Origin of the sequence: Streptomyces sp. UW30, assembly GCF_008042075.1 — a bacterium.
Classification (GTDB): domain Bacteria; phylum Actinomycetota; class Actinomycetes; order Streptomycetales; family Streptomycetaceae; genus Streptomyces.
The window spans coordinates 1,437,924-1,452,480 of record NZ_RDBN01000037.1 but is presented as its reverse complement, the minus strand read 5'-3'; the positions used below and the strand labels follow the sequence as shown (position 1 = coordinate 1,452,480).

Annotated in this window: 15 protein-coding genes and 4 pseudogenes; 10 read left to right on the top strand and 9 right to left on the bottom strand. The window is 71.4% G+C overall.

The features are described 5' to 3' along the window. Positions 1-125: 125 nt before the first annotated feature. Positions 126-413, top strand: a pseudogene (locus EAO75_RS47600) (MFS transporter); the annotation flags it as partial. On the opposite strand, the gene EAO75_RS25350 reads toward EAO75_RS47600, so the two are convergent. From EAO75_RS25350 to EAO75_RS25340, 3 genes are all read right to left on the bottom strand, one after another. Further along, entirely contained in the window at positions 375-1,220 is an 846-nt protein-coding gene (locus EAO75_RS25350) for a spermidine synthase (protein ID WP_147997326.1), read from the bottom strand. The pseudogene EAO75_RS47600 and the gene EAO75_RS25350 overlap by 39 nt on opposite strands. A gap of 118 nt (positions 1,221-1,338) precedes the next feature. Then, a complete protein-coding gene (gene tuf / locus EAO75_RS25345) occupies positions 1,339-2,508 on the bottom strand; it encodes an elongation factor Tu (RefSeq protein ID WP_147997325.1) in 1,170 nt (389 codons plus the stop codon). Between the two features lie 267 nt (positions 2,509-2,775). Then, a complete protein-coding gene (locus tag EAO75_RS25340; RefSeq protein ID WP_147997324.1) occupies positions 2,776-3,498 on the bottom strand; it encodes a DNA alkylation repair protein in 723 nt (240 codons plus the stop codon). A 49-nt stretch (positions 3,499-3,547) separates the two neighbouring features. Here EAO75_RS25340 and EAO75_RS25335 point away from each other — a divergent pair, with 49 nt between their 5' ends. Continuing rightward, positions 3,548-4,330: a TVP38/TMEM64 family protein gene (locus EAO75_RS25335; protein WP_147997323.1), complete on the top strand. Its 783-nt coding sequence runs from the start codon at positions 3,548-3,550 to the stop codon at positions 4,328-4,330. Positions 4,331-4,358: 28 nt separating this feature from the next. Here the strand turns inward: EAO75_RS25335 and EAO75_RS25330 are convergent, their stop codons facing one another. After that, positions 4,359-5,528 (bottom strand): thiolase family protein, encoded by a 1,170-nt coding sequence (locus EAO75_RS25330; protein ID WP_147997322.1) that lies wholly within the window; start codon positions 5,526-5,528, stop codon positions 4,359-4,361. Between the two features lie 171 nt (positions 5,529-5,699). Here EAO75_RS25330 and EAO75_RS25325 point away from each other — a divergent pair, with 171 nt between their 5' ends. The 4 genes and pseudogenes from EAO75_RS25325 to EAO75_RS25315 all read left to right on the top strand — a co-directional run. Beyond that, complete coding sequence (locus EAO75_RS25325; RefSeq protein ID WP_147997321.1) at positions 5,700-6,170, top strand: winged helix-turn-helix transcriptional regulator; 471 nt, start codon at positions 5,700-5,702, stop codon at positions 6,168-6,170. 241 nt (positions 6,171-6,411) lie between these two features. After that, positions 6,412-7,284, top strand: coding sequence for an undecaprenyl-diphosphate phosphatase (locus EAO75_RS25320; RefSeq protein WP_147997320.1), 873 nt, complete (start codon positions 6,412-6,414; stop codon positions 7,282-7,284). A 263-nt stretch (positions 7,285-7,547) separates the two neighbouring features. After that, complete coding sequence (locus tag EAO75_RS47595) at positions 7,548-7,670, top strand: hypothetical protein (protein WP_261989471.1); 123 nt, start codon at positions 7,548-7,550, stop codon at positions 7,668-7,670. A gap of 28 nt (positions 7,671-7,698) precedes the next feature. Then, a pseudogene (locus EAO75_RS25315) lies at positions 7,699-7,872 on the top strand (phosphotransferase-like protein); the annotation flags it as partial. 249 nt (positions 7,873-8,121) lie between these two features. Here the strand turns inward: EAO75_RS25315 and EAO75_RS25310 are convergent. Next, positions 8,122-8,430 carry a hypothetical protein gene (locus EAO75_RS25310; RefSeq protein ID WP_147997319.1) on the bottom strand — a complete coding sequence of 103 codons (309 nt, stop codon included), beginning with the start codon at positions 8,428-8,430 and terminating at the stop codon, positions 8,122-8,124. 11 nt (positions 8,431-8,441) lie between these two features. Further along, positions 8,442-8,621, bottom strand: a pseudogene (locus tag EAO75_RS25305) (DUF4291 family protein); the annotation flags it as partial. A gap of 93 nt (positions 8,622-8,714) precedes the next feature. On the opposite strand from EAO75_RS25305, the gene EAO75_RS25300 reads away from it, so the two are divergent. Together EAO75_RS25300 and lnt are read left to right on the top strand one after the other, a co-directional pair. Beyond that, positions 8,715-9,200 (top strand): nuclear transport factor 2 family protein, encoded by a 486-nt coding sequence (locus EAO75_RS25300; protein ID WP_147997317.1) that lies wholly within the window; start codon positions 8,715-8,717, stop codon positions 9,198-9,200. A 73-nt stretch (positions 9,201-9,273) separates the two neighbouring features. Further along, positions 9,274-10,860, top strand: a complete 1,587-nt coding sequence (gene lnt / locus EAO75_RS25295; protein ID WP_147997316.1) for an apolipoprotein N-acyltransferase — start codon at positions 9,274-9,276, stop codon at positions 10,858-10,860. On the opposite strand, the gene EAO75_RS25290 is transcribed toward lnt, so the two are convergent. Both EAO75_RS25290 and EAO75_RS25285 read right to left on the bottom strand, forming a co-directional pair. Continuing rightward, the gene (locus EAO75_RS25290) at positions 10,784-11,689 is read right to left on the bottom strand and encodes a Gfo/Idh/MocA family protein (RefSeq protein WP_147997315.1); all 906 of its coding nucleotides are present in this window, start codon (positions 11,687-11,689) and stop codon (positions 10,784-10,786) included. The two genes, lnt and EAO75_RS25290, sit on opposite strands and share 77 nt — an antisense overlap. 13 nt (positions 11,690-11,702) lie before the next feature. Then, positions 11,703-12,887, bottom strand: a complete 1,185-nt coding sequence (locus EAO75_RS25285; RefSeq protein ID WP_147997314.1) for an FAD-dependent monooxygenase — start codon at positions 12,885-12,887, stop codon at positions 11,703-11,705. Positions 12,888-12,971: 84 nt separating this feature from the next. Between EAO75_RS25285 and EAO75_RS25280 the strand changes: the two genes are divergently transcribed. Beyond that, positions 12,972-13,598: a TetR/AcrR family transcriptional regulator gene (locus EAO75_RS25280; protein ID WP_147997313.1), complete on the top strand. Its 627-nt coding sequence runs from the start codon at positions 12,972-12,974 to the stop codon at positions 13,596-13,598. A 19-nt stretch (positions 13,599-13,617) separates the two neighbouring features. Then, positions 13,618-14,130, top strand: a complete 513-nt coding sequence (locus tag EAO75_RS25275) for a DinB family protein (protein ID WP_147997312.1) — start codon at positions 13,618-13,620, stop codon at positions 14,128-14,130. Positions 14,131-14,316: 186 nt separating this feature from the next. On the opposite strand, the pseudogene EAO75_RS48275 reads toward EAO75_RS25275, so the two are convergent. Next, positions 14,317-14,557, bottom strand: a pseudogene (locus tag EAO75_RS48275) (DinB family protein); the annotation flags it as partial.

Here is a 14,557-nt window from a genome sequence, read left to right as displayed (position 1 = left end):
CGTGAGGCTGCCGCACGGTGGTAGCCCGCCCGCAAAGGTCAACACGCGTACGTGACCTTGCGCCAACTGCGTGCGCTCCGTCCACGTCTTGGCGCAGGTCAAGTGTGAGTGTCAGTTGATCGGGGGCGCTCCACCAGGAGATACCGGAGGACAAGCTCTCCCGGGTCGCCGCATACGACTGGTTCGGCTCGGTCGCCCTGGTTCCGCTGGCGACGGCCCTGGCCGGCCCGGCCGAGAGTGCCTTCGGGCGCACGTCGGCGCTGTGGGGCTGCGCCGCGCTGGTGGTGGTCGTCACGGCGGGGGTGCTGTGCGTGCCGGACGTGCGGAACCTGCGGCGTGGTACCAAGCAGGTGAGCGCGGGCGACCGGGTCGGCTCAGCCGATGCTGAAAGCCCCGTCGGGGGGCTCGGGTGAGGGCACTGCGTCTTCGTCCCGCACCGGCCGCGCACCGCCGATGAACTCGCGCAGGGCGGGACCGTGTTCGACCCGGGCCGCAAAGGCGTCGGAGGCTGTGAGGCGGGCGAGCGCGGCCGTGTCGACGGGCCGGTGCGCGGCGACCAGCACCGCGTTCCCGAAGCGCCGCCCGCGCAGCACACCCGGCTCCGCGATCAGCGCGAGCTCCTCGAACACCGCGGCGCAGGTGGCGAGTTGCGAACGCAGGAAGGCGAAGGGAGCGGCGTCGGCCAGGTTGGCCAGATAGACGCCGCTGCCCCGCAGCACCCGCTCCGCCTCCCGGACGTATGCGACCGACGTCAGATGCGCCGGCACCCGTGACCCGCCGAAGACGTCGGCGACGAGCACGTCGGCCGAGTCGTCCGGGGCCGTCTCCAGCCAGGCGCGCGCATCCCCGCCGTGCAGCCGGATGCCGGCCCCGTCCGGAACCGGCAGATGCTCGACGACCAGCTCCAGCAGCCCGCGGTCGGCCTCGACGACGTCCTGGCGCGAGCCGGGCCGGGTCGCGGCGACGTACCGGGGAAGCGTGAGCGCCCCGCCCCCGAGATGCAGCACGTCCAGCGCCCGCCCCGCCTCGGCGACGGTGTCCAGGACATGGCCGAGGCGGCGCGCGTACTCGAACTCCAGGTACTCCGGTTCATCGAGGTCGACGTACGACTGGGGTGCCCCGTCGACAGTGAGCAGCCAGGCCCGCTCGCGGTCGATGTCGGGCATCAGCTTGGCAGTGCCGTAATCGACGGACCGGGTGACGGGTATGGGCTCGTTCACCTTCTTATTGTGCCGGGGACTCGTGACGAGGGGCGCCGGAAGCGTCCCCCATAGGGCGCAGGGGACTGCGGGACCGGCCACCACCGGACCCGCAGTCCCTCACGGGACCGCAATCCCCTCACACGACGGCGGTCACGGTCCCCGCCCCCACGGTCCTGCCACCCTCCCGGATGGCGAACCCGAGCCCCGGCTCCAACGGAACCTCACGCCCCAGCTCAACAGTCATCGTGACCGTCTCCCCGGGCCGCGCGACCCCCACCTCACCGAGGTCGATGTCCCCGACCACATCCGCCGTACGGATGTAGAACTGCGGCCGATAGCCGCTGGTGACCGCAGTCGTACGACCACCCTCGCGGGCCGAGAGCACGTACACCTGCGCGGAGAAGCGACTGCGAGGCACCACACTCCCCGGCGCCGCGACCACGTGCCCCCGCCGGACGGCGTCCCGCGGGACCCCGCGCAGCAGCAGCGCCACGTTGTCCCCGGCCTGGGCCTCGTCCATCGGCTTGCCGAAGGTCTCCAGGCCGGTGACCACGCTCTCCAGCCCGGCGCCGAGCACTTCGACCCGGTCGCCCAGCCGCACGGTGCCCCGCTCGACCGCCCCGGTGACCACGGTCCCCCGGCCGGTGATGGTGAGCACGTTCTCCACGGGCAGCAGGAACGGCGCGTCCACATACCGCTCCGGCATCGGAACGTAGGTGTCCACCGCGTCGAGCAGCGCCTCGATCGACGCCGTCCACTGCGGGTCCCCTTCCAGCGCCTTCAGCCCCGAGACCCGTACGACGGGCACGGCGTCGCCGCCGTAGCCGTGCTCGGACAGCAGGTCGCGGACCTCCAGTTCGACGAGGTCGATGAGCTCCTCGTCCCCCGCGTCGGCCTTGTTCAGGGCGACGACGATGTGGTCGACGCCCACCTGGCGGGCGAGCAGCACGTGTTCGGCGGTCTGCGGCATGATCCCGTCGAGCGCGGAGACGACGAGGATCGCCCCGTCCAGCTGGGCGGCGCCGGTGACCATGTTCTTGACGTAGTCGGCGTGGCCCGGCATGTCCACGTGCGCGTAATGACGGGTGTCGGTCTCGTACTCGACGTGGGCGATGTTGATGGTGATGCCGCGCGCGGCCTCCTCCGGCGCCCGGTCGATGCGGTCGAACGGAACGAAGGTGGAGGATCCGCGCTCGGCGAGAACCTTGGTGATGGCGGCGGTCAAGGTGGTCTTGCCGTGGTCGACGTGGCCCATGGTGCCGATGTTCAGATGCGGTTTGGTGCGCACGTATGCCGTCTTGGACATGGCTGTACCTCGAAGTCTCTACGAAGGAGATGGGGACCCCAAGGACTTGCCGACCCTCCCCCTGCGGGGTCCGCCGGACTGTCCGGAGAGGGTCAGCTTCGGGCGCCGTCGACTGTGGTCGGAGTGACCGGAACGGCAGCCTTCGGAGCATCCGCGACTGCGGATGCTGCGAGGACGAAGGCGTGCCGGAACATGACGTCGATCATTGCCGACGCTTTGCCCGACGTCGAATGGTTTTTCGCGGTACGGGACTTGCGGTACGGGACTTCAGGCGCCGATGTTCTTCAGCGCCTCCCGCACCGACAGCGGCGCGAACCGTCCCTGCTCCCGCGCCAGGAAGTCCCGTACGGCCTCGGGGTCGGTCTTGGCGTACTCGCGCAGGCACCAGCCGATGGCCTTGCGGATGAAGAAGTCGGTGTGCCCGGACTGGCGCAGGCAGTACGCGAAGAGGCGTTCGGTGTCGGTGCGTTCCTTGTAGCGCAGCTGGTGGAGCAGGGCCGTGCGGGCGACCCACAGGTCGTCGTCGGCGCTCCAGACGTCCATGTCCGCCTTGAGCTCGGGGTCGGCCGCGACCAGGGCGCCCACGACATGCGCGGCGAGTGCGTCGACCGTGTCCCACCAGGAGACGGTGGCGACCAGATGCCGGGCCACCGGCAGGAAGCCGGAGGAGCAGCGCCCCACGTGCCGGCGCAGATAGTCGACGGCGAAGTAGCGGTACTCACGCTCGGGCAGCTGCCAGCAGCGCAGGGCGATGGCGGTGCAGTCCGCCTCGTCGGGGCGAGGGGTGCCCTGGAGGACGGTGCGGGTCAGGGCGCGGCGCACCGGCGTCGTGAGGCCGAGGAAGGGGGCCACGTCCTTCATGTACGCCCGCATGGACACGGCACGTTCCGGGTCGGCCGCAGCGCCGTAGGTGGCGACGAGCCGCTCCAGCACCGTGTCGGCCAGGGCACTGCGCGGAACTTCCAGTGTTCCCGTTCCTGTGACGCCCATGAGACGAACCATACGGCGATCACACATCTTCGTCGGTTACTGTCGCCGAATGCTCGACGATGCCACCACCCGCTCTGGGGGCACCGCCACCGCCTCTTCGCAGGCCGCCGCCAACGAATCAGCCGTCGCCGTCGCGGTGCCGGCGCCCGTCCCTGCCGGCTTGGGCGCGCGCTGCGCGAGAGCGCTGCTCTCGCCGTGGGCGCGGCTGTCCCTGCTCCTGGTCCTGCTCGCGGCTGCCGCGGCGTCCGTGCTGCTCTTCGAGCCGCACAAGCTCCTGGCACACGGCTGGCCGCCCCAGGTCGGCGGGCCGGTCGCGGTGGTGCTGTTCGCCGTGGCGTACGGGCTGATCACGGTGGCGTTCGTGCCGCGGCCGCTGCTGAACCTGGCGGCGGGCGCGCTCTTCGGCTCGGCGCTGGGGATGGGCGCCGCCATGGCCGGCACCGTGCTCGGGGCCGCGATCTCCTTCGCGCTCGGCCGGATGCTCGGCCAGGACGCGCTGCGGCCGCTGCTGCGCGGCCGGTTGCTGAAGGCGGTGGACAAGCAGTTCAGCAAGCACGGCTTCCGGTCGATGCTGGCGGTGCGGCTGTTCCCCGGTGTGCCGTTCTGGGCCGCGAACTACGCCGCCGCCGTCTCCCGTATGGGCTACGTCCCCTTCCTGCTGGCCACGGCGCTCGGTTCGATCCCCAACATCGCCGCGTACGTCGTCGCCGGTGCCCGGGCCGGGCAGCCGACGTCGCCGGTGTTCCTGATCGCGGTGGCCGCCATCGCGCTGCCGGCGCTCGCGGGCGCGGTGGTGGCCTGGCGCAAGCGCCACCACCTGCGCCGCCGCTGAAGGGGCGGGTCGGGCCGACCCGCCCGGCTCAGACCGACTCGAGGATCATCGCGTTGGCGAGCCCGCCGGCCTCGCACATCGTCTGCAGCGCGTAGCGGGCGCCGCGCTCGCGCATCGCGTGGACCAGGGTCGTCGTCAGACGGGTTCCGCTCGCCCCGAGGGGGTGACCGAGGGCGATCGCACCACCGTGCACATTGACCTTGGCGAGGTCGGCGCCCGTCTCCTGCTGCCAGGCCAGCACGACGCTGGAGAACGCCTCGTTGATTTCGAACAGGTCGATGTCGTCGAGGGACAGCGCCGCCCTGCGCAGCACCTTCTCGGTCGCCGGGATGACCCCCGTGAGCATCAGCAGCGGGTCGGAACCGGTGACGGCGAAGCTGTGCAGCCGGGCGAGGGGGCGCAGGCCGAGGCGGGCCGCCGTCTCGCTGGAGGTGATGAGCACGGCGGAGGCGCCGTCGTTGATGGGGCTCGCGTTGCCCGCGGTGACGTTCCACTCGATCTGCGGGAAGCGCTCGGCGAACGACGGATCGTGGTAGGCGGGCTTGAGGCCGCCGAGGATCTCGGTGGTGCTGCCGGGTCGTACGCACTCGTCGCGCGAGACGCCGTCCAGGGGCGCGACCTCGGCGTCGAACAGTCCCTGATCCCAGGCGGCGGCCGCCTTCCGGTGCGAGGAGACGGCGAACGTGTCCATCTGCTCGCGCGTGATCGACCACTTGGCGGCGATCAGCTCGGCGCTGATGCCCTGCGGGACGAGCCCCTCCGGGTAGCGCTCGGCGATGCCGGGGCCGAAGGGGTCCTTCCCGGGCGGCACGTTCGACCACATCGGCACCCGGCTCATCGACTCCACGCCGCACGCGACGACCATGTCGTACGCCCCCGCGATCACGCCCTGGGCGGCGAAGTGCACGGCCTGCTGGGACGAGCCGCACTGGCGGTCCACGGTGGTCGCCGGGACCGTGTCCGGGAAGCCCGCCGACAGGGCGGCGTAGCGGGTGGTGTTCATGGCCTGCTCGCCGACCTGGTCGACGGTGCCGCCGATGACGTCGTCGATCAGCGCCGGGTCCACGTCCGAGCGCTCCACGAGGGTGCGCAGGGTGTGGGCGAGGAGCTGGACGGGGTGGACGTGTGCCAGGGAGCCGTTCGGCTTGCCCTTGCCTATCGGGGTGCGTACGGCTTCGACGATGACTGCGTCACGCATGGTGCGGGCCTCCTTGGCCGCCGGGCGGTGACCGGCGCGCGGGCCGGTGCGGGGACCGACGCGAAGCGCGATTACCGGTGAGTAGGAAATCCGAACTCACCATAGCCCGCAGAGTTGGAAAATCAAACCCACAAGGTTGGAAAGTCGAACCCGGCCCTTAAACTGAGCGGCATGGCCGCCACCAAAGACCCGCGCCCCTGCTCCATCGCCGACGCCCTGGCACTCGTCGGCGAGAAGTACTCCCTGTTGGTCCTGCGCGAGGTGTGCCTGGGCAACGGCCGCTTCGACCAGCTGGTGCGCAACATCGGTGCCCCGCGAGACATCCTGGCCACCCGGCTGCGCCGCCTCGTCGACGCCGGGATCCTGACGAAGCGGGCCTACAGCGAGCGCCCGCAGCGGTTCGAGTACCGGCCCTCGCAGGCCGGGCTGGAACTGGAGCCGGTGCTGATGACCCTCATGGCGTGGGGCGACCGCCACCTGCGCGGCGACGACGACCGCCCGATGGTGATCGAGCACGTCTGCGGCAACGAACTGCTGCCGCTCGTCACCTGCCGTGCCTGCGGCGAAGCGGTGCGCCACGAGGACCTCACGGCCCATCCCCAGGCAGCCGGCTGGTCGGTGTCGGGGCCGACGGCGGCGTAACCGAAGGAGCGACCGACCGGGGACTGCGGCAGGCACTTTCCGCTCGCTGCGGGCCAAGCGCCGGCCCCTTGGCAGGTCAACGCAGGTTTACCCGCGGTCGGCGATCGGCCGCCCAGGACCCTGTGCCGGAGCCGTCATCGCGGGACGCTACGCTGCCCCTCGACACTCGCGATCTCTGCGCCGCCGACGCGGTGTCCCCCATCGCCCCTTGCCACGATCAGCACTTGGACTCCGTAACTTCATGTCTTGGTTTGAATCCCTCATCCTCGGACTCGTCCAGGGGCTGACCGAGTTCCTCCCCGTGTCCTCCAGCGCGCACCTGCGTCTGACCGCGGCGTTCTCGGGCTGGGAGGACCCCGGTGCTGCCTTCACGGCGATCACTCAGATCGGCACGGAGGCCGCGGTGCTGATCTACTTCCGCAAGGACATCGGGCGGATCATCTCGGCGTGGCTGCGGTCGCTGACCAACAAGGAGATGCGGCAGGACCACGACGCCCAGATGGGCTGGCTGGTGATCGTCGGCTCGATCCCGATCGGCGTGCTCGGGCTGACGCTCAAGGACCAGATCGAGGGCCCGTTCCGCGATCTGCGGATCACCGCGACGATGCTGATCGTCGTCGGCATCGTCATCGGCATCGCGGACCGGATGGCGGCGCGCGACGAGACCGGCGGGCGGCACCGCGCCGCCAAGCAGCGCAAGGGTCTTGAGGACCTGAGCGTGAAGGACGGCCTGATCTTCGGCCTGTGCCAGTCGGCGGCGCTGGTCCCCGGAGTCTCCCGCTCCGGCGCCACCATCAGCGGCGGCCTCTTCATGGGCTACACGCGCGAGTCCGCGGCCCGCTACTCCTTCCTCCTCGCGATCCCGGCCGTCCTCGCCTCCGGCCTGTTCGAGCTCAAGGACGCGATGGAGAACGACCACGTCTCCTGGGGCCCGACGATCTTCGCGACGGTGATCGCCTTCGCGTCCGGCTACGCGGTCATCGCCTGGTTCATGAAGTTCATCTCGACGAAGAGCTTCATGCCGTTCGTCTGGTACCGCATCGTCCTCGGCATAGTCATCATCGCCCTGGTCTCGGCGGGCGTCCTGAGCCCGCACGCGGCGGAGTCGGGCTGACACCGACGCCCGTAGGGCGCCCATGACCCTCACCCGGCAGTTCGCCCGAGTCACCGGAGGCAGCGCCCAGGTGGGATCGTCCGCCCGACGATCTCCATGTTGTTGACTCACTGGTCAGTAGGAGCGGCCCCGCTCCGAAATCCGTGACCAATCACATACGTTGCGCGTAGCCGTCCGGTAGCGCACCGTCAGTTCTTGCCCCTAGGCTTGTCCGCATGTCCCCCCATTCCTTAGGCCCTGGTTCCGTGCGGTCTGCTGCCGAGGTGAACGAGGCGATTCGTGCCCTGTGGCYGCGTGCGGGCGGTTCGCTGTCGGCTCAGGAGCGCGCGGAGTACGAGCTGTTGGTGGTCGAGTGGGCGGCCGCCGAGGTCATCAAGGCGGCGTGAGCCCCGACCCGCGCCGGAGATCCGCTCCGTGAAGCATCCGGACGACCTGCCGCCGCGCCGCGGCCTCGTCATCTTCCTCAACGGCACATCCAGTTCGGGCAAGTCGAGCATCGCGACCGAACTGCTGCGGACTCTCGAAGAGCCGTACTTCCACATGCCCGTCGACGCCTCCCACGCGATGCGCTCCCGGACCCCCGTCCCGCAGGCCCAGCCCCACCGCTTTCGATCAACTGCGACGATCACCGTCGCACTAGGCCCGTAGGTGCGCCAGAACGTCGTCCGCCACCGCCAACTGCCGCTGGGGCAGCAGACCTGAGCACGCTGGCTCAGTGATCAGCCCTGGTCACGGGTCTCCCAGCCCGGTGGGGGTGGTGGAGCTGGGCGCACCTCGTAGCGGCGGCTTCGCAGGAGGCCTTCTGGATGACCCGCTTTTCTGGCCTCCGCTCACGTCTCAGAGCAAGCTCTCGTCCCGGACGACCCAGCCCGCGCCCAACTCGCGACGCAGCACGTCCAATGTGCTGAGCGCCTGCTGCTTGAACTGTTGGAGCTCCTCGTCGGACCACGGTGACGGATCCGGCGGGTAGTCCCAGTCGATCGACGACTGGTACCACTCGCTCAACCTGGCCAACTCGGCCCGGGTCTCCGGATTGATCGGGAGGCGCGCCAGATCACACGGGTAGCCGTACGGGCTGTCCATGTCGTCCGGCCACAGCGGGGTGTCCACGCCGGCCTCGAAGAAGAACCGCAGATAGTGGATCATGCCGCACCTTCCCATGTCATGCGCTCCCGGCTCCACGATGACGGAAAGCGACCGATACGTGCCGCAGCTCGGCCGATCTGGGGCCGGTAGGCCTGGTAGACGGTGATCGTCGACCCGGTGTGGCGTGCGCGTGCGCGGAGTCTCGGTTCCTGCAGGCCGGGCCCGTCGAGTCGGTCGTTCTGATCGTTCATGGGAACAGCCTCACCGCCGGCCTCAGCACTGTTCCACCGAATATCGCCGTACGCCCTCTTGGCTCCGTCCGCCACATGCCCAACACTGAGCCGATGACGCAGCGTGTGGAACTCGCCACCCTGAGGGACCGGTTGGCAGTCGACGGAGTGATCACCGACTACGCGGTGGCCGTGGACGACGGCGACTGGCAGGCGTACCGGAGCCTGTTCACCCAGGACGGGCGCGCGGACTACCGCTCGGCCGGCGGGATCGAGGGGGACGCCGGCAGTATCGCCGCGTGGCTCGCGGAGAGCCTGCGGGTGTTCTCGATGCGCCAGCACCTCATCGTCAACCGCCGGGTGCACTTCGGGGTCCTGGATCAGGACACCGGCGACACGGCCAGGGTGCAGGCCGACTACGTCAATCCGATGCGGTTCGCGGCGGACGGCGAAGGCTCCTCGGCCCCCGACTTCGTGTGCGGCGGACGGTACGCCTTCGGGCTGTTGCGGACGGACGACGGCTGGCGGCTTCGCGAGGTCGTCGTGCAGGAGAAATGGCGCCGTCTGCCCGAGCGGACCGCGCCCGCGGTGATCGGCTGAGCGGACGCCCACTGTCCCGCTGTCAGTGCCTGTGAGCACACTGGAAGGGCCACGAGGTGGGTAGGGAGGCCGGATGAAGACGATCAGCGACTGGCTCGCCTCACCCTGGCGGCGCTCCACCGCCGCCGTGCTGGCCGGAGCGCTGCCCGTGCTCGCCTTCCCGCAGCCGTCGCTGTGGTGGTTCGCGTACGTCGCGCTGGTCCCGTGGATCGCCCTGATGCGCACCGCGCCGACCGGGAAGCGGGCGTTGCACGACGGCTGGTGGGGCGGGTTCGGCTTCATGCTGGCGATGCACCACTGGCTGCTGCCCAACCTGCATGTCTTCACGTTCGTCATCTCCGCCCTGCTCGGTGCGCTGTGGGCGCCCTGGGGCTGGCTGGTGCGCCGCTTCCTGGCCCCGTCGAGCCCCTCCCCCGGCCGGGTGGCGGCGGCGCTCGTCGTCCTGCCGTCCGGCTGGCTGATGGTCGAGCTGGTCCGCTCCTGGCAGGGCCTCGGCGGCCCGTGGGGCGTGCTGGGCTCCAGCCAGTGGCAGGTGGAGCCCGCGCTGCGGCTCGCCTCGGTGGGCGGGGTGTGGCTGATCAGCTTCCTGGTGGTGACCGTGAACGTCGCGGTCGCCGTGCTGGTGACGGTGCGCGCCTCCCGGGTCCCCGCGGTGGCCGGTCTCACCGCCACGGCCGTGGCAACCTCCGCCGCCTGGGTATGGTCCCCACGGCCCGACGTCCAGGACCGCGTCCGGATAGCCGTCGTACAGCCCGGGGTCATCCAGGGCGGCCCGGACGGTCCCGACCGGCGTTTCGACCGCGAGGAGCAGCTCACCCGCGAGCTGGCCGGCCGGGATGTCGACCTGATCGTGTGGGGTGAGAGCAGCGTCGGCTTCGACCTCGGCGAGCGGCCCGACCTCGCCCGGCGGCTCGCGGCACTCTCCCGGGAGACCGGGGTGAACATCCTGGTCAACGTGGACGCGCGGCGCTCCGACAAGCCCGGCATCTACAAGAGCTCCATCCTCATCGGCCCGGACGGCCCGACGGGCGCCCGCTACGACAAGATGCGGCTGGTCCCCTTCGGGGAGTACATACCGATGCGCTCGATGCTGGGCTGGGCGACATCCGTGGGCAGGGCGGCCGACGAGGACCGCAGGCGCGGCACGCAGCAGGTCGTGATGGACGCCGGGCACGGGCTGCGCGTCGGCCCGATGGTCTGCTTCGAGTCGGCCTTCTCCGACATGAGCCGCAACCTCGCGGACCACGGCGCCGAGGTGCTGATCGCCCAGTCGGCGACGTCGACGTTCCAGCAGAGCTGGGCCCCGGAGCAGCATGCCTCGCTGGCCGCGCTGCGCGCCGCCGAGACGGGCCGGCCGATGGTGCACGCGACACTGACCGGCGTCTCCGCCGTGTACGGCCCGAGCGGGCAGCGCATAGGTGCCTGGCTGGGGACGAGCGCGAGCGCCGGCGCGGTCTACGAGGTGCCGCTGTCCGGCGGCGTCACGCCGTACGTCCGCTTCGGCGACTGGGTGGCGCACGCGGCGCTGCTGATCATGGCCGCCTGGTGCGCGGGCGAGGGCATCCGGACGCTGCGGCCCCGGTTCAGGCGGCCCGCTCCTGAACCGCACGTACCACCCGTTCACACAACTCATGAGTGGCCAGCGCGTCCCGGGCGCTGAGCACCTTGCCCGCGCGCACGGCGTCGAGGAAGGCGAGCACCGCCTGCTCGATGCCGCGCTGGCGGGCCACCGGCACCCAGTCCCCGCGCCGCCGCACCGTCGGCTGGCCCTTGTGGTCGACGACCTCGGCGAGGTTGAGGACCTGACGCTTGGTGTCCTGCCCGGACACCTCCAGGATCTCCTCGGCGGAGCCGCTGAGCCGGTTCATCACACCGAGCGCGGTGAAGCCGTCCCCGGCCAGTTGCAGCACGAGGTGGTGCAGCAGTCCGCCCTGCACACGGGCGCGCACCGTCACGTCGTCGATCGGGCCGGGCACCAGGAAGCGCAGCGTGTCCACGACGTGGATGAAGTCGTCCAGGATCATCGTGCGCGGCTCTTCGGGCAGCCCGATGCGGTTCTTCTGCATCAGGACGAGCTCGCGCGGATGGTCGGCGCACTGCGCATAGCCGGGGGCATAGCGCCGGTTGAAGCCGACGGCGAGGCTCACGTTGTGCTTCTCGGCGAGCGCCACCAGGCGCTCGGAGTCGTCGAGGCGGTAGGCGAGCGGCTTGTCGACGTACGTCGGCACGCCCGCCTCCAGCAGCCGGGTCACGATCTCCGGGTGCGCGCCGGTGGGTGCGTGCACGAAGGCGGCGTCGACGTCCTGGGCCAGGAGCGAGTCGAGGTCCTCGTGGCGCTGCGCGGCCGGGAGATGGAGGCCGTCGGCGACCCGGGCGAGCGTGGCGGGCGTACGGGTCTGCAGATGCAGTTCGACCCCGGGCCGGCCGCCGAGCACCGGCAGGTATGCCTTCTGCGCGATGTCACCGAGTCCGATACAGCCGACCTTCACGGGGTTGTCTCCTCTAGCGGTTGCCTGCCGGGGTCTTCCCGGCAGCATACGGCGCCTGTGGCGGCCGCCAGTCGGCGATGCCGTCGAAGCCCCGCAGGAACAGCAGCGGCGCCGCCTTGGACACCGCGGCCAGCGCCGAGTTGCGTACGGCGATCCCGGCGCGGCCGGTCATCATGTTCAGCCGGCCGATCCTGACGGCCTGGCGGGCGATGGCGGTCGTACGCGGAAGGCGGGCCGCGGTGTAGGCGCCGAGGTCGTCGCCGTGGTGTGCCAGGACGACCGCGTCCTCGACGGCCTGGTTGCCGCCCTGCCCCAGCGTCGGCGGCATGGCGTGCGCGGCGTCCCCGACCAGGGCGACCCGGCCGCGGTGGTAGGCGGGCAGCGGGTCGGCGATGTGGTGGACGTCGTGGCGCAGGACGTCCTCGGGGCGGGCGGCGGCGAGGATCGCGGGGATCGGGTCGTGCCAGTCGCCGTAGCGGCGCAGCAGTTCGGCCTTCTCGTCGTCCGGGGCGCGCTGCGCGGCGGGCGTGACAGCCGCCGCGTACGCGTAGACGCGGCCGTCCTTGAGCGGGTGCGAGCCCCAGATGCGGCCCCTGCCCCAGGTCTCGTGCGAGGCGAACTGCGCGCCCGGCACGGGAATCACGACCCGCCAGGTGGTGAACCCGGAGTAGACGGTGCCGGGGTGCTCCGGGAACAGCGCCTGCCGTACGGCGGACTGGATGCCGTCGGCGGCCACCACGAGGTCGGCCTCCAGGTCGCCGTCCGGCGTGCTCACCCGCGCCGGCCGGTCGGCGTCGCCCGGGTCGGCGAGGCGCGCGGCGATGCCGGTACGGACGGCCCCGGACGGGAGCCGCGCGACGAGGCTGTTGATGAGGGTGGCCCGGTGCAGCAGGACCAGGGGCCCGCCGAAGCGCGCGGCCACGGCGTCGGCGTCCGTGCGGGAGAGCCATCGCCCGGACGGGGTGCGCAGTCCTGCGTCGCCCTGCCAGGCGGCGAGGTCGCGGATCTCGTCGCCGACCCCGATGACGTCCAGCGCGCGCAGGGAGTTGGGCGCGAGGGAGATGCCGGAGCCGACCGGCTCCAGGGACGGGGCCCGCTCCAGCACGGTGACGTCCCAGCCGCCGATGCGCAGCGCGGCCGCCGCGGTCAGGCCTCCGATGCCGCCGCCGATGACGACGGCCCGCCTCGACTGTGCCATGGCTCCTCCTGAGCTAACTACAGGTGTAGTGCCTCCACGCGCCGACTGTACTACAGGCGTAGTGCGAGGGGTAGGTTGATCTCCATGTCCGAACGCACCACGGGCGCCTCGCGCGCCGACCTCGTCGCCGACACCGCCCTCGCGCTGCTCGCCGAGCGCGGGATGCGCGGGCTCACGCACCGGGCGGTCGACGAGGCGGCCGGACTGCCGCAGGGCTCCACGTCGAACGTGGCGCGCACCCGGCAGGCGCTGCTGGAGCTGACGGTGCGCCGGCTCGCCGAGCGCGAGGCACGCGTCCTGGCGCTGGAGGAGCTGCCGGATCCGCGCGGCGGCCTCGACTCGCTGGTCGACGGGCTGGCGCTGGCGACGCACCGCGCCCTGACCCGCCACCGCGAACTGACCCTCGCCCGCTACGAACTGGCCCTGGAGGCCACGCGCCGCCCCGAGCTGCGCGCCTACTTCGACGCGACCGGCGCCCGCTTCCGCGACCGGCTCACCGCCCTGGTGACCGCGATGGGCTCGACGGCCCCGGCCCGGCACGCGCTGTCTCTGGTCGCCTGGGCGGACGGGCTGATGTTCAGCTGCGTGGCCGGGTCCTACAGCGCGCAGGTGCCGAGCCTGGCGGAGGTCCGGGCGGGGCTGCGCGAACTGCTCGTCGGGATGTTCAGCGGCGACTCCCCGCCCGCGAAAACTCCTGGTGAACCGGGGTGAGTTGAGCGACGATGCGAGCATGACGACCGAACGCAACGAGCCCGCCACCACCGCCGACGAGCGCACGATGCTGGAGGGCTGGCTGGACTACCACCGCGGGACCCTCGCGTGGAAGTGCGAGGGCCTGACCGACGCCCAGCTCAGGACCGCGGCCGTGGAGCCGTCCGAGCTGTCCCTGATGGGGCTGGTGCGGCACATGGCGGACGTGGAGCGGGGCTGGTTCCGCAGGGTGCTCGCGGCCGAGGACATCGGCCCGATCCACTACACCGAGGAGGACCGGGACGGCGACTTCCAGGTCTCGGAGACGGACACCTGGGAGGAGGCGTACGCCACCTGGCAGGCCGAGACGGAAGCGGCCCGGCGCAACGCGGCCCGCTTCGGGCTGGACGACATCTCCGCGGGCAAGCACCCGCGTTCCGGCGAGCAGTTCAACCTGCGCTGGATCTACACGCACATGATCGAGGAGTACGCCCGTCACAACGGCCACGCCGACCTGATCCGCGAGCGGATCGACGGCGCCACGGGCGACTGACGTCAGCCCGGACGGTCCGGCGCCGCCCGTACGGGGACGGAGATCACCCGTGTGGATCAACCTCTGCTTGTCCACTGTCCCAACGGCAGCCCGACCCAGCAGAGTTGCGCGGGTGCATCGAACGACGACCACCGCAACGCTCCTGGTCACCGTGGCCGTCTCGGCCCTCGGCGGCTGTACGACGGTTCAGCACCCGCCGGTTTCGGGGGCGCCGTCGGCACCGTCCCGGCCGCCGGTGCCCCGGCCGGGCGCCCATACGGACCCCAAGGTCGTGCAGGCGCCGGCCCGCGAGGCCCTGACCCTCGCCGACCCGTCCCGGAGCCCCGACGCCACGCCGTCCCGGTCCTCCTCGGTGTAGTGGATCGGGCCGATGTCCTCGGCCGCGAGCACCCTGCGGAACCAGCCCCGCTCCACGTCCGCCATGTGC